Below are 23,912 nucleotides of genomic sequence, written 5' to 3'. Positions count from 1 at the left end.
ACGCCAGCCGACTGCCCGGCAGAATCGGATCAACCTGCGGGGTCCCATGCGCGACATCCTGATCAGCTCAGCCGTGTGTGTGGCCTGCCTGCTGCTGGCCCTGGTGAGCCAACTGGTGAATCCCACCACCGTGCAGGCCGCCAACCCCGGTGGCGCTGCCGAAGCGGCCGTGCTGTCCAGCCCAGCTCCAGCCAACGCGCCGGCCAGGCCGGCCGTGACCAGCCGCTTCGAACTGGACCCCGACGACCCCAACCCCACCCTTTTTGTGATGGCCAGCGACAACGACCAGACCAGCGGCGCTGAGATCGCCCAGGCCAGCGGCCTCGGGGGCGAGCTCAACGCTCCCAAGGAGCGCACCACCCCCAGCGGCCTGCGCATCACCGATCTGGTGGTGGGCGATGGCGCCGAAGCCGTGGCCGGTGAAACGGTGGTGGTGAACTACCGCGGCACCTTGGCCAACGGCAGCGAATTCGACAGCAGCTACGGCCGCGGGCCGTTCTCCTTCCCCCTTGGCGGTGGCCGGGTGATTCAGGGCTGGGATGAGGGCGTGGCCGGCATGAAGGTGGGCGGCAAGCGCAAGCTGGTGATTCCCCCTGATCTGGCCTACGGCGAGCGCGGCGCCGGCGGCGTCATTCCCCCCAATGCCACCCTCACCTTCGAGGTCGAACTGCTGCGCATCGGCGGCTGAGCCGCAGAACGCAATCGTTAAGATGCCTACTCTGGTTGGTGGGTTGCGCTGATTCTGTGCTGCGCCAATCCACCCTGCCCCCTTCCTTTGTTTCCCATCCATGGCCCATACGCTGCCCGCGCTGCCCTACGGCCTCGATGCGCTCGAGCCCAACATCTCCCGCTCCACCCTTGAGTTTCACCACGGCAAGCACCACGCCGCCTACGTGACCAACCTCAACAACCTGGTGGCCGGCACCGACCTGGACGGCAAGAGCCTGGAAGACACCATCACCTCCGTGGCCGGCGATGCCAGCAAGGCCGGTGTGTTCAACAACGCTGCCCAGGTGTGGAACCACAGCTTCTACTGGCAGTGCATGAAGCCCGGTGGCGGCGGCCAGCCCAGCGGCGCCCTCGCCGACAAGATCAACGCTGACTTCGGCAGTTTTGAAGCCTTCGTCGAGCAGTTCAAGACCGCCGGCGCCACCCAGTTCGGCAGCGGCTGGGCCTGGCTGGTGCTCGATGGCGGCACCCTCAAGGTCATCAAAACCCCCAACGCCGACCTGCCCCTGGCCCACGGCCAGAAGGCCCTGCTCACCATGGATGTGTGGGAGCACGCCTACTACCTCGATTACCAGAACCGCCGCCCCGATTACATGACCACCTTCCTCGAGAAGCTAGTGAACTGGGACTTCGTGGCTGCCAACCTGGCTGCTGCCTGATCCCCACATGCTCGGCTGATTGAAGCCAGCCCTGCCCAGCCCCCGGCCCCAACCGGGGGCTTTTTGCTGGCCCCTCTTTCCCTCTCTGGCCAGCAGGCCAGCAGTAATCCTGCCTTGAGGTTCTTGGCAGCTCCGGCCCTTTAAAGCGATGGAGCGGCTGAACTGAGCACCGCCTCCGGCGCGATCCACATGGCGTCGCCATAGGAGAAGAAGCGATACTGGCGCTCGATCGCCTCGGCATACAACGCCAACAGGCGCTCGCGACCGATCAGGGCACTCACCAGCAGCAGCAGGGAGCTCTTGGGCAGGTGGAAGTTGGTGAGCAGGCCCTGCACCACGGCAAAGCGATAGCCGGGCTGGATCACCAGATTCACGGGGCCGGTGTGGGGCCGCAGCTCGCCGCCGTGCAGCTGGGCCACGGCTTCGAGGCTGCGCACCGAGGTGGTGCCGATGGCGATCACCCGGCCGCCGCGGGCCCGGCAGGCGGCTACCGCGGCCACCAGCGCCGGGCTCACCTCCACCCACTCGCTGTGCAGCTCCAAGTGGCGCAGATCTTCCGTTTCCACCGGCCGGAAGGTGCCCAGGCCTACGTGCAGGGTGGTGGTGGCCAGCTCAACGCCCCGCTCCCGGATCGCCGCCAGCAAGGCGTCGCTGAGGTGGAGGCCCGCCGTGGGCGCAGCCACCGCTCCGGGGCGAGCGGCATAGCGGGTCTGGTAGCGCTCGTTGTCGGCAGCGTCGTGCTCGTGGATGTAGGGCGGCAGCGGGATGGCGCCGTAATGGATCAGCAGCGGTTCCAGGGCCGCCGCATCGGCATATTGCGGCGGAAACTGCACGATGCGACCGCCGGTGGTGGGGTCGCTGCCGAGCACCTGCACCGCCAGGGGCGGCTGGCCATCGGCCACCACCTCGATCCAATCGCCCGGCCGGAGCTTCTTGGCGGGCTTCGCCAGGCAGAGCCATTGGCCCTGGCCACCCTGCCAGGGCTCCAGCACCAACAGCTCCACAGCACCGCCGCTGGGCCGGCGTGCTTCCAGGCGGGCCCGCAGCACCCGGGTGTCGTTCACCACCAGCAGATCACCCTGCTGCAACTCCTGCTGCAGCTCCCACACCGTGAGGTGGCGGGCCAGGGGAGCAGGGCCCACCCCGGGCGGGTCCACCGCCAGCAGCCGGGCGGCATGGCGGGGCTCCACCGGCTGCTGGGCGATGCGCTCCTCGGGAAGCTGGAAGTCGTAGCTGGAGAGCCGCAGATCGGCGGGATCGCTCATGGCAGCAGGCCCTGGCTCATGCCGGCAGGTAGTAGCGCACCAGGGTGAACACCCGGTTGCCGCTGGCATCAAGCGCCCGGTGCATGTTGATGCCGCGCTGGTTGAGCAGCAGGGAATCAAAGCGATAGCGCGGGATCGCCATCGGCATCACGATCGTGAGGCTCACCTCCGGGTGGGCTTGCTGCTCTCCAGTCACAAACGCCACGAACGGATCGATCAGAGAAGCAAAGGGGCTGTCCAGGATCCGCAGGCTGATGCCGGGCGACTCGCCCACCAGCCGCTGCCAGTCGCCGCGGATCAGCTCGATGTCGTCGCCCTCCGAGCGCACCCACACCGCCGTCACCTGATCCGACACCGTGGCGGCGTAGCGCAGAGCATCCAGGGAGGGACGGGAGAAGGAGGCGATCCAGACGATGCTGCGGTTGCCCACCGGATCGCGCCGCTGGGGCAGAACAACGCTGCTCTGGGCATCGACAGGCAAGGCAATGGCGGCGTAGACGCGGCGATAGCGGCGGCGAATGCTGGCCAGCAACCACACCAGCAGGGGGATGGCGATGACCACCGTCCAGGCGCCCTCGGCAAACTTGCTCACCACGATCACCAGCAGCACCACCAACGTGGTGAAGGCCCCCAACGCGTTGATGGCCAGCCGACCGAACCAGCCGGCACCGCGCCGGCGCCACCAGCGCACCACCATGCCGGCCTGCGAAAGGGTGAACGCCATGAACACGCCCAGGGCGTACAGGTTCACCGCCACGGTGGTGTCGCCGCGGCACACCAGGATGATCAGGGCCGTGGCCGCCAGCAGCACGGCGATGCCGTTCTGGAACACCAGCCGGTCGCCGATCCAGCCCATCTGACGTGGCAGGAAGCGGTCCTGGGCCAGCATCGCCGCCAGGCGCGGAAAGCCCGCGAAGGCGGTGTTGGCCGCCAGCGTGAGAATCAGCAGGGTGGTGATCTGCAGCGCCCAGAACAGCCCACTGCCGGCACCGAACACCCGCATGCCCACCTGGGCCAGCACGGTGCGATCGGGGTCGGGCGCCACCCCGTAGAGATAGGCCAGGCCGCTGACGGCCAGGAACATGGCCCCCAGCATCAGTCCCATCACCAGCATCGTGGCGCGGGCCCGGCGCGCGGCTGGCTCGCGAAACACCGAGACGCCGTTGGCGATGGCCTCGATGCCGGTCATGGCCGAGCAACCGGAGCTGAAGGCTCGCAGCACCAGAAACAGACCCAGGGGCTCCACGGCCCGGATGTCCGGCGGGGCGTCGGGGGTAAAGCCATGGGCAACCACCAGGTTCTGGAGGCCAAAAACCGCCAGCAACGCCACCATCACCACAAAGGCGTAGGTGGGAATGCTGAAGGCCTGGCCGGCTTCGCGCAGGCCGCGCAGGTTGGCCCAGCCCACCGCCAGCAGCAACAGCAGCGCCAGGGGCACCTCATAGGGGAGTAGCCCTGGCCAGAGCGAGGAGAGGGCCTGGGTGCCGGCCATCAGGCTCACCGCCGCCGTGAGGGTGTAGTCCACCAAGAGGGCGGCAGCCGCCAGCAGGGAGGGGCCGGTGCCTAGGTTCTCCCTTGCCACCACGTAGGAGCCGCCGCCCTGGGGGTAGGCCTCGATCGTCTGGCGATAGGACGCCACCACGATGGCAATCAGGGCGATGATCGCCAGGGTGATCGGCAGTGACAACCGCAGCGCCTGGCTGCCGGCCAGCACCAGCACCCCCAGGGCAGCCTCCGTGGCATAGGCCACCGAAGACAGGGCATCGGAAGCCAGGATCGGCAGGGCCTGCACGCTGGGCAGGCGCTCGGAGGCAGCGGCAGCTTTCGGCAGAGGCCTGCCGAGCAGCCAGCGGATCAGAGCGGTGGCTGCAGGCTGATTCACAGTCGCAAGAGAATCAGAGCGCCAGGCTTTCGGGGTTGGTCTCGATCAGCTGGGCCAGATCCTTGAGGAAGGCGGCAGCGTGGGCACCGTAGATGGTGCGGTGGTCGCAGGTGAGGTTCACCTGCATCTGGTTGGCCACGCGCATGGAGCCATCCTTGCCGGCCACCACGGTGGGCCGAGAGGCCGCCACCGCCAGGATGGCGCCGGTGCCGGGGGGCAGGATCGCGTCGAAGCGATCGACGCCAAACATCCCCAGATTGGACAGGGTGAAGGTGCCGGTGCTGTATTCCTCAGGCTGGAGCTGCTTGCTGCGGGCGCGGCTCACCAGATCAGCCCAGTTGCGGGCCATCGAATAGATGTCGGTCTTGTCGGCATTCGCCAGCACCGGGGTGATCAGGCCGCCGTCCTCCATGGCCACCGCCACCGCCACATTCACCGCGGCGGGGAAGGCCATGGCGCTGCCATCTGCACTGGTGGCCGCGTTCACCTGGGGGTGGCGGGCCAGCACCACGCCCACGGCCTTGGCCAGCAGGGCCGTCATCGTGACGCCCTTGGGCTTCACCTGCTTGTAGAAGGCGTCGAGCTTGGTGGTGGTGATGGTGTAGCCCACCCGGAAACAAGGCACCGCCAGGCTGGCGAGCATGTTGCGGTTCACCGCGCCCTGGAGGGTGTTGAAGCTCACGCTCTCGCCGGGCCGGCCAAAGGCTTCACCGGCAGGCGCAGGAGCCGCCGGGGCTGCACCGTTACCGCCGGCAGCCGCCACGGCGGCCGGACCCGAGTCCTCGGCCACCCGGGGCACCGTGATCGGTTGCCCGGTGGCGGCGAGCACGTCGTCGGCCTGAATGCGGCCGTGGGGACCGCTGCCGCGCAAACCGCCCAGGTCAACGCCCAGCTGGGATGCGAGCTTTTTGGCCCGGGGGGAAGCCACCACCCGACCGCTGGCCGTCGACGCGGGGGCCACCACCGGAGCCGCCACCACTGGAGCGGGAGCGGGGGCCGGTGGAGCCGCCACCGGAGCCGGAGGAGCTGCCACTGGAGCCGCCGCAGCGGGAGCCGGTGCGGGAGCAGCCGCAGCCGCGGGAGCGGCGGGGGCCTTGGCCGCGGCCTCAGCGATCTCGGCCTCGGTTTCCACAATCAGGCCGATGGTCTCGCCCACCGGAGCTGTGCCACCGGCCGGCATCAACACGGCGGCCAGGAAGCCCTCGTTGAACGACTCAACGTCCATGTCGGCCTTGTCGGACTCGACCACCAGCACGGATTCACCGCGCTCCACCTTGTCGCCCGGCTTCTTGAGCCACTCCACGATCTTGCCCTCCGTCATGGTGGAGGAGAGGGCCGGCATAAAGATTTCGTGGGTTGCCAACGGGGGTCTGCCGCGCAGTTGGGCGGATTTTACGTGGCTCCTGATTGGGGGTCTTGGGCTCGGCGAGTGGAGCTGCTCAGGCGCCGGCTTCGATGGCCTCGATCACGCCATCGCGCACCAGCACAGCCGCCTGCAGCTTCTCCACCAGGTTGTCGCCCACCTTCACCTCGCACAGGCTTTCGATCTGCCCCTGCTCCACGATCTGCTCCATCTCCAGCTCCCGCACCTGGCGCTGCTGCTCGAGCATCTGACGCTTCTGCTCTTCCAGCTCGGCCCGCTTGGCGGCCACCTGCTGCTGCACCGAAGCCACCTGGTCCTGCACCCGCGGATCGAGCGGATTGGCGCTCTGGCGACGGATCTCGTCGACCAGCTGCTGACCCTCCTGCTCCAGCTGGGACAACTGACCGTCGACGTTGGCGATGGCGTTGCTCAGCTCGCGCTCAGCATCCTCTTTCCAGCGGGGTGTGACCACGGCACGCACAGTGATCGTGCGCTTGATCGTCAGGGAGCCGTCAGCCATGGGGGATGCAAAGCAGCATTCAGGCTGTCAGCGCGGCGGGCGGGGGTCAACGGTCGGTTGGCCGCACCTCACCGGGGCGTGTAGATCGCGGCGATCGCGCCGCCATCCCGAGCGGCGATGCGGTCGCGGCGCTGCTTGAGGGTCTGGGTCAGCAGGCCGTTGTCGAGGCTGAAGGGCTCCACCAAGGCCACCCCGGCCAGGCGCTCATCGGGCCGGGAGCCCGGGCGAGCAGCCAGCAGCCGGTTGCACTCGCGGGTGAGGGCGCGCAGCAGGGCCGCCTCACCCGCCGGGTCGCCGTCCACCTGGGTGATGAGGCCGGCGGCTGCGGCGAAGGCAGCCAGGGCTTCGGGCTTGGGCACCAGCAGGGCGCCGAGCTGCTTGCGGTCCTGGCCCACCAGCATCACCTGCTCGATCAGGGGACTGGCCACCAGGGCCTCCTCCAGCTGGCCGGGCTCGATGTTCTCGCCGCTGCTCAGCACAATCGTGTCCTTGGCCCGGCCGGTGAGCACCAGGGAGCCATCGGGCAGCAACTGGCCCAGATCGCCAGTATCAAACCAACCCTCGCCATCCAGCACCGCAGCGGTGGCCTCAGGCTTGCGCCAGTAGCCCGCCATCACCTGGGGGCCGCGGGCCAGCACCCGGCCCCGCTGGCCAAGGGCCAGGAGGGCGCCGGTTTCGGGATCGACGATCCGCAGGCTGGTGGCCGGCAGCGGCTGGCCGGCACTGCCGCGGCGGTTGGCCCAGCTGCGGCGGCAGCTGAGCACCGGGCTGGTTTCGGTGAGGCCGTAGCCCACCAGCAGCTCGATGCCGATCGCCTCGAAAAAACCATCCACGTGCAGGGCCAGGGCGCCACCGCCGCTGATGGCGGTGCGCAACCGCCCGCCCACCAATTGCTGACGCACCTTGGGCCAAAGCAGCGCCGCCGCCAGCCGGTGCAGCGGCCAGCGCAACAGCGCCAGCCCCGCGGCTCCAACCCGGGCCGGCCAGCCCTCTGGCGTCAGGGTGAGATCGAAGGCCTGGCGACGCTGCTGGCCGTAGGCGCGGCTGTTGGCCAGGGCGGCCCGTAGCAACCGCTGCCGCGAGGCGGGCATCGCCGTCAGGGCATCGTCGAAGCCGGAGAGCAGGGCCTCCCACAGGCGCGGCACGCTGATCAGATAGTGGGGCCGCACCCGCTGCAGATCGGCACGCAGCTGCTTGAGGGTGGTGTAGGTCTGCCGGCAGCCGCAGGCCAGCAGGAAATATTCGGCACTGCGCTCGTAGGAATGCCAGATCGGCAACACGCTCACCACGCGGTCACCGGGCCGGGGAGCCACGGCCACCCCCAGGTGCCGCAGCTGGTGCAGCAGGTTGGCGTGACTGAGGGGCACACCCTTGGGCTGCCCCGTGGTGCCGGAGGTGTACAGGATCGTGGCGAGGCGGGCTCCGTCCCCTGGCGGGGGCGGGGCCGGCGTGCCGGAGGCCAACGCCGCCGCCCCGCGCTCGAGCAGTTCGCCCCAGCTCAGGCAGGGCACCGGCGGCGCTCCCTCACCCCGTTCGCCCTCCAACACCAGCACGAAACGCAGCCGGGCCAGCCGGGTGTTCTCGAGGGCGAGCTTCTCCAGCAACGCCGCCGACTCCACCACCAGAGCCACGGCCCCGGAGTCGTCGAGGATGTATCGCAGCTCCTCCAGCGGCGCGGCGCTGCCCCGCACCGCATCGGCGGCGCCGGCCCGCATCAGCCCCTGATCCGCCTGCAGCCAGCGGGGGCCGTTTTCGGCGAACAGGGCCACCACATCCCCCGCACCCACCCCAAGGCCGGCGAAGGCCGCCGCAGCCTGCTCGATGCGCTGGTGCAGCTGGCGATAGCTGAGCTGCTCCGGGATGGAGGCGTGCGGTGCCTCCAGGGCCAGGGCCTCGCCATGGCGCTCGGCCAGCACGGGCCACAGTTGCTCCAGGCCGGTGATCTGACTCCAGTCGCTGCGACGGGCCAGGGCCTGCTGATCGCGACGGCTGGCGCTCCAGTGGATCTCAGCGGGGGAGACGGCGCGGGCCATGGCGAGAGGGGCGGCGGAGCTCAGCCCCAGGGTTACCACCCCTGCAGCCGTTCCTGGGGCTTCGGTGGACGCAGGGCCAGACCAAACCGATCGGCCAGGGCCGCTAGCAGCGGTTGGCGCAGCCCCTCGCTGGTGAGCTCAGGCCGCCAGTCGGCCAGTCGCCCCACCGGGTGGTCGGCGAGGCCGCAGGGCACCACCGCCGCAAAGCCCGCCAGGTCGCAATCCACGTTGAGGGCCAGGCCGTGCTGGCTGATCCAGCGGCGCGCCCCCACGCCGATGGCCGCCACCTTGCGGCCCTCCAGCCACACCCCGGTGAGCCCGGCGATCCGTTCCCCCTGCAGATCCAGGCCGGCCAACAGATCAATCACCACCTGCTCCAGCTGGCGCATGTAGAGGTGCAGGTCGGCGCTATGGCGCTGCAGGTTGAGCACTGGATAGAGCACCAGCTGGCCCGGGGCGTGGTGGGTCACCTCGCCGCCGCGATCGATGCGGTGCAGCGGCAGCGGTGGGGCGGCCGGATCGAAGCGCAGGAAGGCCTCCGAGGCACCGCGGCCCAGGGTGTAGCAGGCCTCATGCTCCAGCAGCAGCACCGCCTCCGGCCCTTCAGGGTCCAGCAGGAGCCGTTGCTGCAGGCTGCGCTGGGCTTCCCAGCCCAGCAGAAACGGCACCGGTTGCGCCGCTTCGAAAAGGATTGCGTCGAGCTTGAGGCACATCACCAACCGTTCTTAGCGTTGGGGCACCAGAGCACCGGAGGCGGTTGCCATCTGATGAAACTGCTGATCCATGGCCGCAATCTTGACGTCACCCCGGCCATCCGGGAGTACACCGAAACCAAGCTGACCCGCGCCATTCACCACTTCGAAGGCCTCGTCAAAGAGGCCGACGTGCACCTGTCGGTGGCCCGCAACCCGCGGGTGCCGCAGCAAACCGTGGAGGTGACGATGTTTGCCAACGGCACCGTGATCCGGGCCCAGGAGCGCAGCGACAACCTCTACGCCAGCATCGACCTGGTGGCCAGCAAGCTCAGCCGCCAGCTGCACCGCTACAAAGACCGCATCCACGAGCAGGCCCAGGGTCCGGTGCACCGCTCCGCCCGCGATGAGGAGGCCGGCGCTGCTGCCAACCTGCCGCCGCCGGGAGCCACCCTGGTGGACGGCAAGGAGCCCGAACTGCCCAACCGAGGCGTGCGGCGCAAGTATTTTGCCATGCCGCCGATGACCCTCGACGACGCCCAGCATCAGCTGGAGCTGATCGACCACGACTTCTACGTGTTCCGCGACGCGGAGAGCGGCCAGGTCCAGGTGGTGTATCACCGCAACCATGGCGGCTTCGGGGTGATCCAGGCCAAGGAGGCGTGAGCGCCGACCGGCCCAACCTGGCCCCCCTGATCGACCATGCCCTGCTGGATCCTCACCAGGGCCAGGGCGCAATCCGGCAATGCTGCGAGGAGGCCCGCCACTTCGGCTTTGCCGGGGTGTGCGTGGCCTCTCGCTGGGTGGCCACGGCCCGGGAGCAGCTGCCCCGGGAGGGCAAGGGCCGCACCCCCCAACTGATTGCGGTGGTGGGGTTTCCCTTCGGCGCGGTGCCATCGGCGGTGAAGCAGGCCGAAGCCGAAGCGGCCGCCGCGGCCGGCGCCGATGAACTTGATGTGGTGCCGGATTTCGGAGCCCTGGCCGACCGGGCCAGCACACCGGTCCACGACGAACTGGCGGCCATCTGCGAGTTGGACCTGCCCGTGAAGGTGATCCTGGAGGTGGGCAAGCTGGATCCTGAGGCCCTGGCCCTGCTGGTGGAGATCAGCATCGACGCCGGCGCCCGCTTCCTCAAAACCGGCAGCGGCTTCGGTCCGCCGGTGACGGTGGAGCAGGTGCGGCAGCTCAAGGAGCTGGCCCGCGGCAGGGCCGCGATCAAGGCCTCAGGCGGCATCACCAACCTCGAGCAGGCCCTGGCGTTGGTGGAAGCCGGCGCCACACGCCTGGGCACCAGCCGCGGCGTGGCCCTGGCCCAGGCGCTGCGGGGCTGAGTCTGCCGTGCCCGAGGAGAGCCTGGAAGGACTGGCCCTGAGCTGCAAGCCCCTCGGTGAAAACGATCGCCTGCTGACCCTGCTCAGCGACGACCAGGGGGTGATCCGACTCGCGGTGCCCGGGGCGCGCAAACCCCGCAGCAGCCTGGCCGCCGCCGTGCCCCTGAGCCATCTGCGGCTGCAGGTGGGTGGCCGCAGCGGCCTGCGGCGGGTGCGCCAACTGAAGGTGCTGCGCAGCTACAGCGGCCTGGCCCAGCAACTCGAGGCCCTGGCCGCTGCCCAGGCCCTCTGCGAGCTCTGCCTGGCCCTGGTCCCCAGCGAAGCTCCGGCGCCGGGCATGCTCGCCGACCTGCTGATGCAGCTGGGGCGCCTCGATGCGCTGGTGCGGGAGCGGGGCTGCGATCTGGAGGCCCTGGCGGTTGCGGTGCAAGGGAGCGTTCACCTGCTCGCCCTGGGCGGCTATGCCCTACCGCTCGGACGCTGCGCCCGCAGCGGCGAGCCCCTGGAGCCGCCGCTGGGCAACTGGGACTGGCGCTGCAGCCTGGTGCCCAGCGAGGGCCTGGCGATCGGCGGGGTGCCTGGGGCGCGGGTGGTGCTCAACGCCTCGGAATTGGCCCTGCTGCAACGGCTGCTTCGGCCCAACCTGCCCCGCCGGCGCGATGGCGAGCTGATGGGACCGCTGCCGGTTTGGCTGCACCTGCTCGAGCTGGTGGAGCATTGGACCCAGGAGCACCTGGGCCGCAAACCGCGGGCCTACCGGCTGCTGCGCACGGGCCTGGCCCCAGGCCTTGCGGCATCATGACGGGCCAGCAGCAGCCCAGGCCAGATTGAGCGGCAGTTCCAACGCCACCGGCTTGCAAGGCGTTCTGGCGCTGCCCGATTTCCGCCGGCTGTGGCTGGGCCAGATCTTTTCGCAGCTGGCTGACAAGTTCTACATCGTGCTGATGGTGTTCCTGATCGCCCAGACCTGGGTGAAGGGCACCCCGGAGGCCAACCCCGCCCTGGCCGAGGCGGCCTCGGCGATCCGCCTCGATCTGCCCGAAACCCGGGCCCAGATGATCACCCTGTTGGCCACGGGCATCTACGTGGCCAACACGATTCCGGCGATGCTGCTCGGCACGGTGGCCGGGGTGTGGGCCGACCGCTGGCCCAAACGGGCTGTGATGGTGGCCTCCAATGGCCTGCGGGCGGCGTTGGTGCTGCTGGCCCCCTTCTGCCTGGTGGAGGGGCCCGAGTGGCTCGGCTTGAGCTGGGGCTACTGGGGTCTGGTGCTGATGACCCTGCTCGAATCGGTGCTCACCCAGTTCTTCGCCCCCGCCGAACAGGCGGCCATCCCCCAGTTGGTGCCCAGCGATCAGCTGCTGGCGGCCAATTCGCTGTATCAGGCCACGAGCATGGCCGCCACGATCGTGGGCTTCGCCCTGGGCGACCCGATCCTGCGGCTGCTGCACCTGGGCCTGCGCCAGATCGGCATGGATGGCGGTGAATTCCTGCTGCTGCCCTTTTGTTATGGGCTGGCGGCCGTGGCGATCAGCCGGATCCGCTGGCGGGAACAACCCAGGCCCCTCAGCCGCAGCTCCGTGTGGCAGGAAATCGGCGAGGGCCTCCAGGTGCTGCGGGAGCGGCCACGGGTGCGCAGCGCCATGGTGCAACTGGTGCTGCTCTACAGCCTGCTGGCGGCCCTCTACGTGCTGGCGATCAGCCTGGCCTCGGCGATCCCCGGGCTGGGGCCCACCCAGTTCGGCACCCTGCTGGCCATGAGCGGCCTGGGGCTGGCGACCGGAGCCCTGGCGGTGGCCCAGCTCGGCCAAGGCCTCAACCGTCGCCACCTGGCCGCCACGGGGCTGGGCACCATCGGCTGGAGCCTGGTGCTGCTGGGCCAGCTGCGCGGCAACCTCGTGTTCACCCTGCTGCTCTGCGCCGTGCTGGGCGTGGGTTCGGCCCTGTTGGCGATCCCCGCCCAGACCACGATCCAGGAGGAGACGCCCGAGGACCTGCGCGGCAAGGTGTTTGGCCTGCAGAACAACCTGATCAACATCGCCCTGAGCCTGCCGCTGGTGCTGGCTGGTGCAGTGGTGAGCCGCTACGGCCTGCTGCCGGTGCTGTGGGGGCTGGCGGCGATCGCCCTGGCGGCAGCGGTGATGGAGCGGCCCTGGCAGCGCTGTTAGCGTGGATTTCCGGACGCGCGAGCCCTGGTGGCCCACATTGCCTGGCTGGGCAAAAAAAACCCGTTCTGCGGCAATGTCACCTACGGACTGAGCACCACCCATGCGCTGCGCAGCCGTGGCCACGGGATCAGCTTCATCCACTTCGACACCCCCGCCGGCAGCCTGGGCCGGTCGGGCGAGGCCCTCACGGAGGTCGAAACCCTCGGAGACAGCAACGGCGGCGGCCCGGAAGTGGCCCTGCCCTACCTGGTCAAATCGCAGGTGTACACGATTCCTTCACTGGGCGCCCAGCGGGAGCTGCGGGAATCCCTGGAGCGGCTCAAGCCCGACCTGGTGCACGCCAGCCTGACGCTCTCGCCGCTGGATTTCCGCCTGCCCGATCTCTGCCAGCAGCTGGGGCTGCCGGTGGTGGCCACCTTCCATCCGGCCTTCGATGCCAGCCTGCGCAACCTCACCGCCGGCACCCAGCAGCTCACCTACCAGCTCTACGCCCCAACCCTGGCCAAATTCGACCGGGTGATCGTGTTTTCGGAGCTGCAGGCCGAGGTGCTGCTGCGCCTGGGCGTGCGGGCCGAACGGCTGGCCGTGATCCCCAATGGCGTCGACACCGACACCTGGCGGCCGGCACCGGCCACCGGTGCCCAGGCAGCGGCCAGCCCCGAGCTGCAGGAGCTGCGCCAGCGGTTTGCCGGCCGGCGCGTTTTTCTCTATATGGGCCGGGTGGCCACCGAGAAGAACGTGGAAGCCCTGATCAAGGCCTGGCGGCTGGTGCGCCCGGCGGGTTGCGTGCTGGTGATCGTGGGCGATGGTCCCTTGCGCAGCGCCCTGCAGACCCCAGGCGATGAACCCGACGTGGTGTGGTGGGGATACGAACCCAGCCTCGAGCGGCGGGTGGCGTTTCAGCAACTGGCCGAAGTGTTTCTGCTGCCCTCGCTGGTGGAAGGGCTGAGCCTGGCCCTGCTGGAGGCCATGGCGAGTGGCACCGCCTGCATCGCCACCGACGCCGGAGCCGATGGTGAAGTGCTGGAGGGGGGCGCCGGCATCGTGATCAGCACCCAGGGGGTGACCACCCAGCTGCGCACCTTGCTGCCGGTGCTGCGGGATCAGCCGGTGCTCACGGAAGAGCTGGGCCGCCGGGCCCGGGCCCGGGCCCTGGAGCGTTACACCCTGGAAGGCAACATCCATGCCCTCGAGGCGCTCTACGCCGAGCTGGTGCCTCAGGGCTCACTGGTGGCCTGAGAGCTCAGCGCAGCAGGCAGCAAAAGCCGTCGCCGGATCGGGCACGGCCGTGATCGGGCGACCGATTACCAATTGGCTGGCACCCGCCACCAGGGCCTGGGCCGGCGTCATCACCCGCTGCTGATCCCCCAGGGCAGAGCCGGCCGGGCGAATGCCTGGTGTCACCAGAGCAAAGGGCTCAGGATGGGCTGCCCGCAGGGCCGCCACCTCCAGGGGCGAGCACACGCAGCCGCCGATGTCGGCCGCCGCCGCCAGCCGGGCCAAGCGGGGCACGTAGGCGGACACAGGCTCGTCAATCGCAAGCTGGGCAGCGAAACCGGTGGACTCCCAGCTGGTGAGCACCGTCACGGCCAGCAAGGTGGGAGCGGGCAGGCCGGCGTCGTTGGCGGCCTCCAGGGCAGCAGCCTGGGTGGCAGCCAAGGCGTCATGGCCGGCACAGGCGTGCACCGTGATCAGCTCAGCCCCGAGGCGCGTGGCGCTGCGGCAGGCGCCGGCCATGGTGGCGGGGATGTCGTGGAACTTGAGATCCAGGAACACCCGCTTGCCCTGATCGCGCAGCTGCCGCACCACCGCCGGGCCGCCCGCCACAAACAGTTCGAGGCCCACCTTCACCCAGCGCAGCTCAGGAATCGCCGCGGCAAAGGCGAGTGCCTGATCCGGTCCCATGCCATCGAGGGCCACGATGATTCGATCAGCCGGATGTGCACCCAGGAGCCCAGCCATCAGCCCACCACCAGCCGCCGGAACGTCTTCTTGCCCAATTGCAGCACCTTGCCCGCCAGCTCGGCCGGGCCGGTGAACTCCTGGTTGGGATCGGCCAGCTTCTGGCCATCGAGCTTCACCCCACCCCCCTGGATCTGGCGCCGGGCCTCGCTGCTGCTGGCGCAGATCCCCACAGCACTGAGCAGATAGAAAGCCTTGGCGGGGAAGTTCACTGCCGCCAGCGAAGCCTCCGGCACCTCGGCATCGGCCGCCCCGGCGCCCTGGGCACCAGCCACAAGCTTGGCCGCATCCACCTGGGCCGCATCAGCCGCCGCATCACCATGGCGAGCCCGGGTGATCTCCAGGGCCATCGCCTTCTGACGCTCGCGGGGGTTCTCGGGCAGGGCGGCCAGCTCCAGATCGGTGAGCAAGGTGAGGTAGTCGTTCACCACCGCATCCGGCACCTTCTCAAGCTTCGAATACATCGAGAGCGGGTCTTCAGAGAGGCCCACGGTGTTGCCCAGGCTCTTGCTCATCTTCTGCACGCCATCAAGCCCCGGCAGGATCGGCAACAACAAGCCAAATTGGGGCCGCTGGCCGAGGTGGCGCTGCAGGTCGCGGCCCATGGCCACGTTGAACTTCTGGTCGGTGCCACCCAGCTCCACATCGGCCTGCACCTGCACAGAGTCGTAGCCCTGCAGCAGCGGATACAGGAACTCGTGCAGGGAAATGGGCGTGCCCGAGCCGTAGCGGTTGGCGAAATCCTCCTTGGCCAGCATCTGACCCACGGTGGAGATGCCCAGCAGCTCGATCACCTCGGGCAAATCGAGACCCGCAAGCCACTCGCTGTTGCGGCGCACCTCGAGGCGGCCAGGGGTGTCGAAATCCAGGAGCGCGCGCGACGGATCCTGGCCGAGTCCGAGCTGCACCAGATAAGTTTCGGCATTGGCTTCCACCGCGGCGGCGCTGAGCTGCACCCGGGTGGCGCTCTTGCCGGTGGGATCACCGATGCGGGCGGTGAAGTCGCCGATGATCAGCACCGCGGTGTGACCGGCGTCCTGAAAGGCCCGCAGCTTGCGGAACAGAATCGAGTGGCCCAGGTGGATGTCGGAGCCGGTGGGATCGATGCCGAGCTTGATGCGCAGGGGCCTGCCGCTGCACTCCGCCTCGGCAAGGCGAGCCGCCAGCTGCTGATCGGGATCCTCGCCAGCCCCGACGGCGGCGCCGGCCGGAAACAGATCCGCCATCCCCCGGGCGAGCCAGGCCGGCAAGGCCCCATGAGGATGCACGACGGTTGGTTGCGGTCCTGTCATCGGCACCGGGGCCAGGGGCGACTGGGTGGCCGGATCGTACGCAGCCGCGACGGGATCGCCGTCAGGCCCTAGGCGTGAGCATCGAGCTGACCCTTCATGCGCTCGAGGGTCTGGTGCATCTGCTGGAGCATCGTTTCCGGCGTCAGGCCGAACTGGCTGAGCTGGGTGCGCAGCTGCTCGACGGTGAGCTTGGCCTGGAAATCCTCGGAGAGCTCGAAGCGCTTCATGAACACCCGGTAGCGCTCCATCATGTCCTCCATCTTTTCGATGTAGAGCTTCTTGCCCTCCCGATCGAACTTGCCGTACTCACTGCCCAGCTGCATCAGCTGCTGGTAGTCGCCAAAGAGGCGCTTGGCTTCGTCCTGAACGATTTCGGATTCAAAGAACGCCATGCCCCTAGCAGTGCAGCGATTCTGTGATTCTGGTGAAGTCAAGCCGCCCTGGGGAGTGCGGATAGACGTAATCGCGATGCCACCCCGGCCAGCCTCAGCCAGCATGCGGCTCATGCTGCCGTGAACCCCACCCATGGACTTCACGCCAAAACTTGACCAGATCCGCCGCAACACCAGCCAGATCCACAACCTGCTGCGGGACGCCCGGCTGGTGGTCTGCTTCGGCAACCGGGCCCTGCTTTGCACGTTTGTGGGCGGTCTGATCGGACAGGACCACCTGGTGGGGGCCGCCACCTGCGAAGCGGCCGGCCTTGCCCTGGTGGAACAGCATCAGCCCAGCATGGTGGTTCTCAGCGACACCCTGGAGGAGGGCTCTGGCGTGGCCCTGGTGCAGGCGATCAAACAGCGCTGGCCCACCATTCACACCCTGCTGCTGATCAGTCAGGAGCAGCGCCAGGAGGCGATCAAGAGCGCCATCGAGGCTGGTTGTGATGGGTTGTTGGTGGTATCCCGCATGGGGCTGGGCAGTTCGCTTGCTGCGATCCATGCCATCAGCGGCGGCGGGGTGTATGTCGACCGAAGCCTGGCAGAGCTGTTTCGCCGGGGCCATGGCGATGGCGGCCCGCTCGAACCGCTGAGCGAGCGGGAGCGGCAGGTGCTCAGCCTCGTGGCCCGGGGTGACAGCAACGGCGAAATCGGCCAGCAGCTGTACGTTTCAGCAGACACGGTGAAAACCCACCTGCGTCACCTGTGCCGCAAGTTGCCGGCCCGCGACCGCACCCACGCCGCGGTGCTGGGCCTGCGCTGGGGGCTGATCGACTGGCCTGAAGCCTGAGCTGGCCGCTAGGTTCAGACCACCGTTGTTGCAGTCGCGATCCGCCATGGCCCAGCGGCACTGGTTGGATCCCCTCGCGCGTCAGCTACTGAGGGCCACCGGGCAGATCCCAGCCGCCCGCCGCAGCCCCCAGCCCGAGCGGCCGGCCCCCGCCGACCAGCCGGACAGCTGGAATCGCGAGCAGGTGGAACGGGAGCTGCTGGCTCTGAAGCTGCAGCAGAACCCCGCGCTCAAGCTCAAGGATGGCGAGGCGGTTCGTCGCGCCGCCGCCCTCGGCTGGCGGCTGGATGTCAACCGCGCCACCCCCGCCGACTGGCTGCGGCTGCCAGGCATCGAAGCGGCCCAGGTGGACCTGTTGCTGCGGCTCCAGGCCGGCGGCGTGCAGCTCAGCGGGCTCGAGGATCTGCAACGGGTGCTGGAGCTGCCCGCAGCGGTGGTGGAGCGCTGGGCCCCCCTCTTGGAGTTTCGCTGGTATGGCGAACCCGCCCTGCCGGTGCAAGCGTGCAGCCCCCTGGATCTGAACCGCGCCACGGCCACGCAACTCGAAGAACTGGGACTGGATCCGGAACGGCTGCGCCGGCTGCTGCGCGAGCGGGGGCGTGGCCCCTTCCGCGATCTGGCCGACCTGCAACAGCGCCTGCAGCTGCCGGCGGCGTTGGTGGAAGCCTGGATCGGCAAGGTGCGCTTCCAACCGGGGCCAGCCGGTCCGGTGCTGCCGCCGGCCAGCAAGGGGTCCTAGGGCCGTGGCGCGCCAAGGGGAGTTGTTTGCTGGATCGGCCCTCGGGGGAGCGGCCCATGCCGAGGGCGCCGATCTTCCTCTGTTGACCCACCAGCTGCAGGAGTGGCAGGCCCGGCTGGCGGCCCACCAGCAAACCCTGTTTGCCAACCAGGAGGGGGGCGGCCAGCAGGGGTCATTGTTTGCCACCCCTCCCGAGGATCCCCAGGGCGAAGCCGAGCGCTTCCAGCCCCTCAGCCTGCAGCCCCAGCCCCTGTCGTTCTGGCGCTGGCCCGCCGCACCCCAGCAGGGGGCCGCCCTGTACGTGGTCACCGATCGCCCCGCCGGCCTGCCCCAGCCGCTGCTGCTCTACGTGGGCGAAACCGGCCGGGCTGATCGGCGCTGGAAAGGCGAGCACGATTGCAAGGCCTACCTGGCCGCCTACAGCGAGGCCCTGCTGAAGGTCGGCCTGGGCTGCCAGCTCAGCATTCGCTTCTGGCTGGATGTGCCCGCCGCCGTTCGGCCGCGACGGGCCCTGGAGCAGGCGCTGATTCGCCGCTGGCTGCCGCCCTTCAACAAGGAAACGCGCAGCCGCTGGGCCACACCGTTCCAGGCCGATCCCGCCTAGGCGCGCTGGCTACGATCGCCGCCAACCCCGGCCGGCCCATGGAGTTTCGCTGCATCCCCGACGACCTGCCCGCGGCCCTGAGCCAGTGGGACGGCGACTGCCTGGCCGTCGGCCTGTTCGCCGGTGCCGACGATCGCCCGGAGCACCCCCAGCTGCAAAAGCTGACCACGGCCCTGGGCCAGCCTCTGGCCAAACGCCTCGAACAGCGGCGCTTCAAGGCCAAGCCGGGCGAATGCATCAGCCTGGATCGCCTGGACGCCACCCCCCAGACCCTCATCCTGGTAGGCCTGGGCGCCCCGGCCGACTTCAGCCTGGCCGGCCTGCGCCAGGCCTGCGCCGCCGCCAGCCAAACCGCGGCGGCCGCCGGAGCCCGCCACCTGGCCCTGGCCCTGCCGCTCGAAGGGCTGGAGGCCGGCACCGCTGCCGGCGCCATGGCTGAGGCCACCCGCCTGGCCCTGTTCAGTGATCAACGCTTCAAGAGCGAAGCCGAGCCCAGACCCCAGCCCGCCACGGTGAGCCTGATCGGGGTAGCCAAGGCAGCCGAGCCCACCCTGGCTGCGGTGAACGCCACCTGCGCCGGCGTCGAACTGGCCCGCGAACTGGTGGCTGCGCCCCCCAATGTGGCCACACCCCAGCACCTGGCCGACACCGCCGCGGCCATCGCCCGCGACTTCGGCATCACGCTGCGGGTGCTGGAGCGCAGCGACTGCGAAGCCCTCGGCATGGGGGCCTACCTCGGCGTCGCCCAGGGGTCCGATCTGGCCCCGAAATTCATCCATCTCACCTACACCCCGGCCGGGCCCGTGCAACGCCGCATTGCCCTGGTGGGCAAGGGTCTCACCTTCGATTCCGGCGGTTACAACCTCAAAACCGCCGGCTCCCAGATCGAGATGATGAAATACGACATGGGCGGCAGCGCCGCGGTGCTGGGAGCGGCCCGCGCCATCGCTGAGCTGAAGCCCGCCGGCGTGGAGGTGCACGTGATCGTGGCGGCCTGCGAAAACATGATCAGCGGCGGCGCTGTGCACCCCGGCGACATCCTCACCGCCTCCAACGGCAAGACCATCGAGATCAACAACACCGACGCCGAGGGGCGCCTCACCCTGGCCGACGCCCTGGTGTATGCCTGCAAGCTGGAGCCCGATGCGGTGGTGGACTTGGCGACCCTCACCGGTGCCTGCGTGATCGCCCTGGGCGAGGAGATGGCGGGGCTGTGGTCCAACAACGACGGCCTGGCCGAAGCGCTGTTGGGCGCTGGTCAGGCCGGCGGCGAAGACCTGTGGCGGATGCCCCTGCGCAGCTCCTACAAGGCCGGGCTCAAGAGCCCGGTCGCCGACCTCAAAAACACCGGCCCCCGCCCTGGCGGCTCGATCACCGCCGCCCTGTTCCTGCAGGACTTCGTCACCCCGAAGCTGGCCTGGGCCCACCTCGACATCGCCGGCACCGTCTGGAGTGACAAGGGGCGGGGGGCCGACCCGGCCGGAGCCACTGGTTTCGGCGTACGCACCCTGGTGAACTGGATCTGCTCCGGCGCCGCCACGGGACCATCAGCCCGGATTTGATCAGCAGCCTAGGTTTGGAGTCCTGACGCCTTAGCTCGCTCCATGGCCGTCCAGAAGATCCGCTGGTATGTCAAAGCTCAGCTGGGGGTGCTGCTGCTGCCAGCGGGGCTCTGCCTCTTCGGCGAAGCGGTGATCCGCAAGGGAATTCAGGTGCTGGCGGCCAGCGGCAAGGTGGAAACACTCACCAGCCCAGGCCCCTGGTTTTGGTATGGCACCTTCGGCCTGATTCTGATCAATGCGGGCGTGGGTCTGATGGTCGAAAGCGGCCTGCTGCGCGGCTATCCCGGCCGCAGCTGAAGGCGGTTCTCAGGCAGCCACGCCCACATCAGCGCTAGCGGCTGCCCCCAGGCTGGCCATCAGCTGGGCAGGCGATTCGAGGGCATGGATCTGCCAGCGGGCCCGCTCCCCACAGAGGGGCAGCAGGCGATCCAGATCATCCGCAGCCTGCTTCGGGCTCCCGTAAGGCCCAACGTGGCGGGTCTGCAGACCGTCGCGAATGGTCAGCAGATACATACAGGGCAGCGCACAGAGGCACGCATCACGGTAGTGAAGCGTCAAGGGATTGGGAAGGGCGGAAAGCCGCTCTACTACAGCCGTCTGACCGACCAAAACCACCCTGCCCCTACAGATTTTCCTCATAATTGCAGCAGAGTCCACGGGTCCGCTGCTCCCCAGTTACTGCTCTTGCGTCAGGACTTCCTGCTCGAAACCCAGGCCATGCCACTGCGGGCTCGCTTGCCCCACACCGCATCGAGCCGCCGATCCCGGCCGCAGGCCCAGCGGTAGTAGTTGTATTTGACGCTGTTGCGTTCCGCGTAGTTCTGGTGGTAGCCCTCCGCCGGCCAGAAGCGCGTCAGGGGCTTGATCTGCACCTGCAGGCTGGCAGCGGGCCGCGCCAGCTCCGCAGCTGCCGCCAGGCGGCTGGCCTCGGCTTGGGTCTGCTGCTCGGGGCCACTGGTGAAGATGACGGGCCGGTACGACGTACCGCGATCGCAGAACTGACCGCCGCCATCGAGGGGATCGATGTTGCGCCAGTACGCCCGCAGCAGAGCGGCGTAGCTGAGGCGAGCTGGATCAAAGCGCACCCGCACCACCTCCTGGTGGCCGGTGCCTCCGGCCGACACCTGGCCATAGGTGGGCTGGGCCACGGTCCCGCCGCTGTAGCCGCTCTCGGCATCCAGCACCCCGGGCAAGCTCTCGAGGTCGTGCTCCAGGCACCAGAAACAGCCCCCCGCCAGCACAGCCTCTTGAACCGAAGCAGCCTTCTGGGCCGGGTCCGCCCAGGCTGGGCCAGGCGACAACAGGCCCAACGGCAGCAGGAACAGAAGAGGAAGCAGCACAGGCAGCACCAGGCTGGGCAGCCAGGCCAGGGGCCGGGGGGTTTGGATCATGCGGCGTTGAGCACCTGGTCAAAGATGGCCGCGGCCGCCCGCTGGGTGACGCCAGGCTCCCCCAATTCGAGCCGCAGACGGCGGTAGCCCTCCAGCATGCTGTGGCGGGCCGCACTGGCGCTATCGAGCAGGGGCAGAGCTTCCCTCACGATCGCCGCAGCTGAGAGATCCTCCTGCAGCAACTCGGGCACGAGCCGCTCGCCCAGCACCAGGTTGACCGGCGAGATGTGGGGCACGCTGAAGCGCAGGATGTAGCGGGCCACAAAGGCGGTGACCCCGCTGACGCGGTACACCACCACCTGCGGCACGCCCCGCAGGGCCAGCTCGAGGTTGACGGTGCCCGACTTGGCCAGCGCCAGATCCGCTGCGGCACAGAGGTAGGCCTTGAGCTGGTCGGAATCGGAGGCGGCAATGATCTCGGCGCGCACCCCTGCCTGGCTCAACTGCCTCGACAGATGGGCTTCAAATCCCGGCAGGCCTGCTGGCACCACCACCTGCAGCTCGGGCCGCTGACGCTGCAGATCCGCCGCCGCCGCCACGATGTGGGGCAGCATGTAATGGATCTCCTGGCGCCGAGACGCCGGCATCAGCAGCAGCACCGGCGCATCACGCAGGCCAAGTTGACGCAGGGCCTCCTGGCGGCTGGGCAGCTGGCCAATGGTGTCCAGCAGCGGATGGCCCACGTAGGTGACGTTGGCGCCGCGGCAGCGGTAGAAGCGGGCTTCTTCCTGGAAGATCGCCAGGATCTGGTTGGTGAAGCTGATCAGATTGGAGCGGCCGCCGTTGCCGAATTTGAACGCCCATTCCTGGGGGGCGATGTAATAAGTGACCGGCACCCTGGGGAACTTGCGCTTGAGGCGTAGCCCAAGGCTCACGTTGGGGCCCATGTAGTCGATCAGCACCACACCATCGGGCGGGTCACGGCGGAACCAACGCTTGAGGCGCCGCTGCAATTTCAAGGTGGGCAACACAAAGGGGATGGCCTCCAGCAGGCCGATAGCCCCCATGCGGGTGGTGTTGGCCAGCAACTCGGCCCCGGCCCGCTCCATCCGCTCGCCGCCAAGCGCCACGATCTCCAGATCCAGCTGGCGGCGCTGGGCCTCCTCATGCAGCGCCCTGACCAACAGGGCCCCCTGCAGATCCCCAGACACCTCGCCGGTGCTCACCAGCAACCGCAGCATCAGCGCGCCCCCGGAATCGGCCCGCGGCGCGATGGGCCTAGGGAGGCTTCCAGGAACGTGCAGAGCTGGTCGGCTGCGCCATGCAGGGGCTGACAGCGCAGTTGCCCCAAGGCCTCAGCCAGAGTCAGAGAGCGGCGATACAGCAGGGTCCAGGCCTGTTTGAGGTCCTCAAACTGCCGGCCGTCGTCGAGCTCCACCAGGCCACTGCGCCGCAGGCCGATCTTGTTGAGGGCCCGCACGCGGGATGGATGGCCCTCCACCATCGTGAATGGGGGCACATCCCGCTCGATCCGGCTCATCCCCCCCACCATCGCCAAAGTGCCGATGTACACAAACTGATGGACACCCAACACGCCGCCGATCACGGCACGGTCGCCGATCACCACATGGCCGGCCACAGCCACCCCATTGGCGATCACAATCCGGTCACCCAGTTCACAGTTGTGGCCGAGATGGCTGTAGGCCATCAACAGGTTGCCGCTGCCCAGGCGCGTCTGTTGATGGCCGGTCGTGGCGCGGTTGATGGTGACGCACTCACGGATGGTGTTGTCATCGCCGAGCACCACCTCGGTGGGATCGCCGGTGTATTTCAGATCCTGGGGCTCCAGGCCGATGCAGGCGCCAGGAAAGATGCGATTGCCGCGGCCCATCCGCACCCGACCATCGAGCACCACATGGGGGCCGATGCGGCAATCGGGGCCGAGCTGAACCTCAGGGCCGATCACCGCATAGGGCCCCACACTGACCCCATCGGCCAGCTCGGCCCTGGGATCAACAACAGCGGTGGGATGGATGGTCGTGGCCATCGCTCAAGCCACCAGTGAAAACATCAGTTCGCCGGAGCAGGCCAGCTGACCATCGACGCTGGCCTCAGCCTTCACCTTGCCGAAGCGCTGGCGCTTGAGGCTGAGCAACTCACAGGTGATCAGCAGCTGGTCGCCAGGTACCACAGGCCGGCGGAAGCGCACCCCGTCGATTCCGGCGAAGACAAACAACCCCTTGGGCAGATCGGGCATCTGGGTCACGATCAGACCGCCCACCTGGGCCATGGCCTCCACAATCAACACCCCCGGCATCAGCGGGCGACCCGGGAAATGGCCCTGAAACTGCGGCTCGTTGATGGTGACATTTTTGATCGCCACAGCCCGCTTGCCGGGCTCGTGCTCAATCACCCGATCCACCAGGGCGAAGGGGTAGCGGTGGGGCAGCAATCCCTGGATTTGCTCCGTGGTGAGGATCACCTCCCTGCTGGCTCCCGCTGAGGCGGGCAGCGGAGATGCGGGAACCGGAGAACTGGACTCAGACAAGGGGA

At 68.8% G+C, this 23,912-nt stretch carries 26 protein-coding genes; 12 read left to right on the top strand and 14 right to left on the bottom strand.

Annotation, left to right across the window (positions count from 1 at the left end; all coding sequences use genetic code 11):
• Positions 1-46 precede the first annotated feature (46 nt).
• Entirely contained in the window at positions 47-688 is a 642-nt protein-coding gene (locus KBY70_RS10595) for an FKBP-type peptidyl-prolyl cis-trans isomerase (protein ID WP_094560167.1), read from the top strand.
• Positions 689-788: 100 nt separating this feature from the next.
• A complete protein-coding gene (locus KBY70_RS10590) occupies positions 789-1,388 on the top strand; it encodes a superoxide dismutase (protein ID WP_094560166.1) in 600 nt (199 codons plus the stop codon).
• 140 nt (positions 1,389-1,528) lie between these two features.
• Here KBY70_RS10590 and queA read toward each other — a convergent pair whose 3' ends face one another.
• The 6 genes from queA to lipB form a co-directional block, all read right to left on the bottom strand.
• Complete coding sequence (queA, locus tag KBY70_RS10585) at positions 1,529-2,653, bottom strand: tRNA preQ1(34) S-adenosylmethionine ribosyltransferase-isomerase QueA (RefSeq protein ID WP_254988479.1); 1,125 nt, start codon at positions 2,651-2,653, stop codon at positions 1,529-1,531.
• Positions 2,654-2,669: 16 nt separating this feature from the next.
• Positions 2,670-4,535 carry an APC family permease gene (locus KBY70_RS10580; protein ID WP_254988478.1) on the bottom strand — a complete coding sequence of 622 codons (1,866 nt, stop codon included), beginning with the start codon at positions 4,533-4,535 and terminating at the stop codon, positions 2,670-2,672.
• A 13-nt stretch (positions 4,536-4,548) separates the two neighbouring features.
• The gene (locus KBY70_RS10575; RefSeq protein WP_254988477.1) at positions 4,549-5,898 is read right to left on the bottom strand and encodes a dihydrolipoamide acetyltransferase family protein; all 1,350 of its coding nucleotides are present in this window, start codon (positions 5,896-5,898) and stop codon (positions 4,549-4,551) included.
• Positions 5,899-5,974: 76 nt separating this feature from the next.
• Positions 5,975-6,418 (bottom strand): YlqD family protein, encoded by a 444-nt coding sequence (locus KBY70_RS10570; RefSeq protein WP_094560163.1) that lies wholly within the window; start codon positions 6,416-6,418, stop codon positions 5,975-5,977.
• 68 nt (positions 6,419-6,486) lie between these two features.
• Positions 6,487-8,451: an AMP-binding protein gene (locus tag KBY70_RS10565; protein WP_254988476.1), complete on the bottom strand. Its 1,965-nt coding sequence runs from the start codon at positions 8,449-8,451 to the stop codon at positions 6,487-6,489.
• Between the two features lie 32 nt (positions 8,452-8,483).
• Positions 8,484-9,164 carry a lipoyl(octanoyl) transferase LipB gene (gene lipB / locus KBY70_RS10560; protein WP_254988475.1) on the bottom strand — a complete coding sequence of 227 codons (681 nt, stop codon included), beginning with the start codon at positions 9,162-9,164 and terminating at the stop codon, positions 8,484-8,486.
• Between the two features lie 54 nt (positions 9,165-9,218).
• Between lipB and hpf the strand changes: the two genes are divergently transcribed.
• Genes hpf through KBY70_RS10535 form a run of 5 tightly spaced genes read left to right on the top strand, consistent with a single transcriptional unit; the run spans position 9,219 to position 13,881 of the window.
• On the top strand, positions 9,219-9,809 hold the full coding sequence (gene hpf / locus KBY70_RS10555; RefSeq protein WP_254988474.1) for a ribosome hibernation-promoting factor, HPF/YfiA family: 591 nt from the start codon (positions 9,219-9,221) through the stop codon (positions 9,807-9,809).
• Entirely contained in the window at positions 9,806-10,474 is a 669-nt protein-coding gene (deoC, locus tag KBY70_RS10550; protein ID WP_254988473.1) for a deoxyribose-phosphate aldolase, read from the top strand. The genes hpf and deoC overlap by 4 nt, the downstream gene beginning before the upstream one ends.
• Before the next feature lie 7 nt (positions 10,475-10,481).
• The gene (gene recO, locus KBY70_RS10545) at positions 10,482-11,276 is read left to right on the top strand and encodes a DNA repair protein RecO (RefSeq protein ID WP_094560160.1); all 795 of its coding nucleotides are present in this window, start codon (positions 10,482-10,484) and stop codon (positions 11,274-11,276) included.
• Between the two features lie 25 nt (positions 11,277-11,301).
• Entirely contained in the window at positions 11,302-12,642 is a 1,341-nt protein-coding gene (locus KBY70_RS10540) for an MFS transporter (RefSeq protein WP_254988472.1), read from the top strand.
• 27 nt (positions 12,643-12,669) lie between these two features.
• Positions 12,670-13,881, top strand: a complete 1,212-nt coding sequence (locus KBY70_RS10535) for a glycosyltransferase family 4 protein (protein WP_094560158.1) — start codon at positions 12,670-12,672, stop codon at positions 13,879-13,881.
• Here the strand turns inward: KBY70_RS10535 and pyrF are convergent.
• From pyrF to KBY70_RS10520, 3 genes are all read right to left on the bottom strand, one after another.
• On the bottom strand, positions 13,867-14,604 hold the full coding sequence (pyrF, locus tag KBY70_RS10530; protein ID WP_254988471.1) for an orotidine-5'-phosphate decarboxylase: 738 nt from the start codon (positions 14,602-14,604) through the stop codon (positions 13,867-13,869). The two genes, KBY70_RS10535 and pyrF, sit on opposite strands and share 15 nt — an antisense overlap.
• The gene (gene tyrS, locus KBY70_RS10525) at positions 14,604-15,896 is read right to left on the bottom strand and encodes a tyrosine--tRNA ligase (protein WP_254988470.1); all 1,293 of its coding nucleotides are present in this window, start codon (positions 15,894-15,896) and stop codon (positions 14,604-14,606) included. The genes pyrF and tyrS overlap by 1 nt, the downstream gene beginning before the upstream one ends.
• Positions 15,897-15,964: 68 nt before the next feature.
• Positions 15,965-16,288 (bottom strand): DUF1825 family protein, encoded by a 324-nt coding sequence (locus KBY70_RS10520; RefSeq protein WP_254988469.1) that lies wholly within the window; start codon positions 16,286-16,288, stop codon positions 15,965-15,967.
• A 133-nt stretch (positions 16,289-16,421) separates the two neighbouring features.
• Between KBY70_RS10520 and KBY70_RS10515 the strand changes: the two genes are divergently transcribed.
• From KBY70_RS10515 to KBY70_RS10495, 5 genes are read left to right on the top strand one after another with little or no spacing between them, the layout of a single operon-like run.
• Positions 16,422-17,123, top strand: coding sequence for a response regulator transcription factor (locus tag KBY70_RS10515; protein WP_254988468.1), 702 nt, complete (start codon positions 16,422-16,424; stop codon positions 17,121-17,123).
• Positions 17,124-17,169: 46 nt separating this feature from the next.
• Complete coding sequence (locus KBY70_RS10510) at positions 17,170-17,862, top strand: type II secretion system protein GspK (protein ID WP_254988467.1); 693 nt, start codon at positions 17,170-17,172, stop codon at positions 17,860-17,862.
• Positions 17,863-17,866: 4 nt separating this feature from the next.
• Positions 17,867-18,466 (top strand): GIY-YIG nuclease family protein, encoded by a 600-nt coding sequence (locus KBY70_RS10505; RefSeq protein ID WP_254988466.1) that lies wholly within the window; start codon positions 17,867-17,869, stop codon positions 18,464-18,466.
• Positions 18,467-18,504: 38 nt separating this feature from the next.
• Positions 18,505-20,028 carry a leucyl aminopeptidase gene (locus KBY70_RS10500; RefSeq protein WP_254988465.1) on the top strand — a complete coding sequence of 508 codons (1,524 nt, stop codon included), beginning with the start codon at positions 18,505-18,507 and terminating at the stop codon, positions 20,026-20,028.
• Positions 20,029-20,070: 42 nt separating this feature from the next.
• Positions 20,071-20,325 (top strand): hypothetical protein, encoded by a 255-nt coding sequence (locus KBY70_RS10495; protein WP_094560150.1) that lies wholly within the window; start codon positions 20,071-20,073, stop codon positions 20,323-20,325.
• 9 nt (positions 20,326-20,334) lie between these two features.
• Here the strand turns inward: KBY70_RS10495 and KBY70_RS10490 are convergent, their stop codons facing one another.
• The 5 genes from KBY70_RS10490 to fabZ form a co-directional block, all read right to left on the bottom strand.
• Positions 20,335-20,541 (bottom strand): hypothetical protein, encoded by a 207-nt coding sequence (locus KBY70_RS10490; protein ID WP_094560149.1) that lies wholly within the window; start codon positions 20,539-20,541, stop codon positions 20,335-20,337.
• 176 nt (positions 20,542-20,717) lie between these two features.
• Positions 20,718-21,419, bottom strand: coding sequence for a peptide-methionine (S)-S-oxide reductase MsrA (msrA, locus tag KBY70_RS10485; protein WP_094560148.1), 702 nt, complete (start codon positions 21,417-21,419; stop codon positions 20,718-20,720).
• Positions 21,416-22,600 carry a lipid-A-disaccharide synthase gene (gene lpxB / locus KBY70_RS10480; RefSeq protein WP_254988464.1) on the bottom strand — a complete coding sequence of 395 codons (1,185 nt, stop codon included), beginning with the start codon at positions 22,598-22,600 and terminating at the stop codon, positions 21,416-21,418. Before lpxB ends, msrA begins: the two co-directional genes overlap by 4 nt.
• Complete coding sequence (gene lpxA, locus KBY70_RS10475; protein WP_254988463.1) at positions 22,600-23,406, bottom strand: acyl-ACP--UDP-N-acetylglucosamine O-acyltransferase; 807 nt, start codon at positions 23,404-23,406, stop codon at positions 22,600-22,602. Before lpxA ends, lpxB begins: the two co-directional genes overlap by 1 nt.
• 3 nt (positions 23,407-23,409) lie before the next feature.
• Entirely contained in the window at positions 23,410-23,907 is a 498-nt protein-coding gene (gene fabZ / locus KBY70_RS10470; RefSeq protein ID WP_369802030.1) for a 3-hydroxyacyl-ACP dehydratase FabZ, read from the bottom strand.
• Positions 23,908-23,912 lie beyond the last annotated feature (5 nt).

Origin of the sequence: Cyanobium sp. ATX 6E8 (genome assembly GCF_024346335.1) — a bacterium.
GTDB lineage: Bacteria > Cyanobacteriota > Cyanobacteriia > PCC-6307 > Cyanobiaceae > Cyanobium_A.
This window is presented reverse-complemented; position numbering and strand designations above follow the sequence as displayed.

Bases quoted from the DNA above. Each gene is read 5' to 3' on its own strand.
- KBY70_RS10595 (WP_094560167.1), top strand. From the start codon at position 47: ATGCGCGACATCCTGATCAGCTCAGCCGTGTGTGTGGCCTGCCTGCTG.
- KBY70_RS10590 (WP_094560166.1), top strand. From the start codon at position 789: ATGGCCCATACGCTGCCCGCGCTGCCCTACGGCCTCGATGCGCTCGAG.
- queA (WP_254988479.1), bottom strand. From the start codon at position 2,653: ATGAGCGATCCCGCCGATCTGCGGCTCTCCAGCTACGACTTCCAGCTT.
- KBY70_RS10570 (WP_094560163.1), bottom strand. From the start codon at position 6,418: ATGGCTGACGGCTCCCTGACGATCAAGCGCACGATCACTGTGCGTGCC.
- KBY70_RS10565 (WP_254988476.1), bottom strand. From the start codon at position 8,451: ATGGCCCGCGCCGTCTCCCCCGCTGAGATCCACTGGAGCGCCAGCCGT.
- lipB (WP_254988475.1), bottom strand. From the start codon at position 9,164: ATGTGCCTCAAGCTCGACGCAATCCTTTTCGAAGCGGCGCAACCGGTG.
- hpf (WP_254988474.1), top strand. From the start codon at position 9,219: ATGAAACTGCTGATCCATGGCCGCAATCTTGACGTCACCCCGGCCATC.
- pyrF (WP_254988471.1), bottom strand. From the start codon at position 14,604: ATGGCTGGGCTCCTGGGTGCACATCCGGCTGATCGAATCATCGTGGCC.
- tyrS (WP_254988470.1), bottom strand. From the start codon at position 15,896: ATGACAGGACCGCAACCAACCGTCGTGCATCCTCATGGGGCCTTGCCG.
- KBY70_RS10520 (WP_254988469.1), bottom strand. From the start codon at position 16,288: ATGGCGTTCTTTGAATCCGAAATCGTTCAGGACGAAGCCAAGCGCCTC.
- KBY70_RS10515 (WP_254988468.1), top strand. From the start codon at position 16,422: ATGGACTTCACGCCAAAACTTGACCAGATCCGCCGCAACACCAGCCAG.
- KBY70_RS10510 (WP_254988467.1), top strand. From the start codon at position 17,170: ATGGCCCAGCGGCACTGGTTGGATCCCCTCGCGCGTCAGCTACTGAGG.
- KBY70_RS10500 (WP_254988465.1), top strand. From the start codon at position 18,505: ATGGAGTTTCGCTGCATCCCCGACGACCTGCCCGCGGCCCTGAGCCAG.
- KBY70_RS10495 (WP_094560150.1), top strand. From the start codon at position 20,071: ATGGCCGTCCAGAAGATCCGCTGGTATGTCAAAGCTCAGCTGGGGGTG.
- KBY70_RS10490 (WP_094560149.1), bottom strand. From the start codon at position 20,541: ATGTATCTGCTGACCATTCGCGACGGTCTGCAGACCCGCCACGTTGGG.
- msrA (WP_094560148.1), bottom strand. From the start codon at position 21,419: ATGATCCAAACCCCCCGGCCCCTGGCCTGGCTGCCCAGCCTGGTGCTG.
- lpxB (WP_254988464.1), bottom strand. From the start codon at position 22,600: ATGCTGCGGTTGCTGGTGAGCACCGGCGAGGTGTCTGGGGATCTGCAG.
- lpxA (WP_254988463.1), bottom strand. From the start codon at position 23,406: ATGGCCACGACCATCCATCCCACCGCTGTTGTTGATCCCAGGGCCGAG.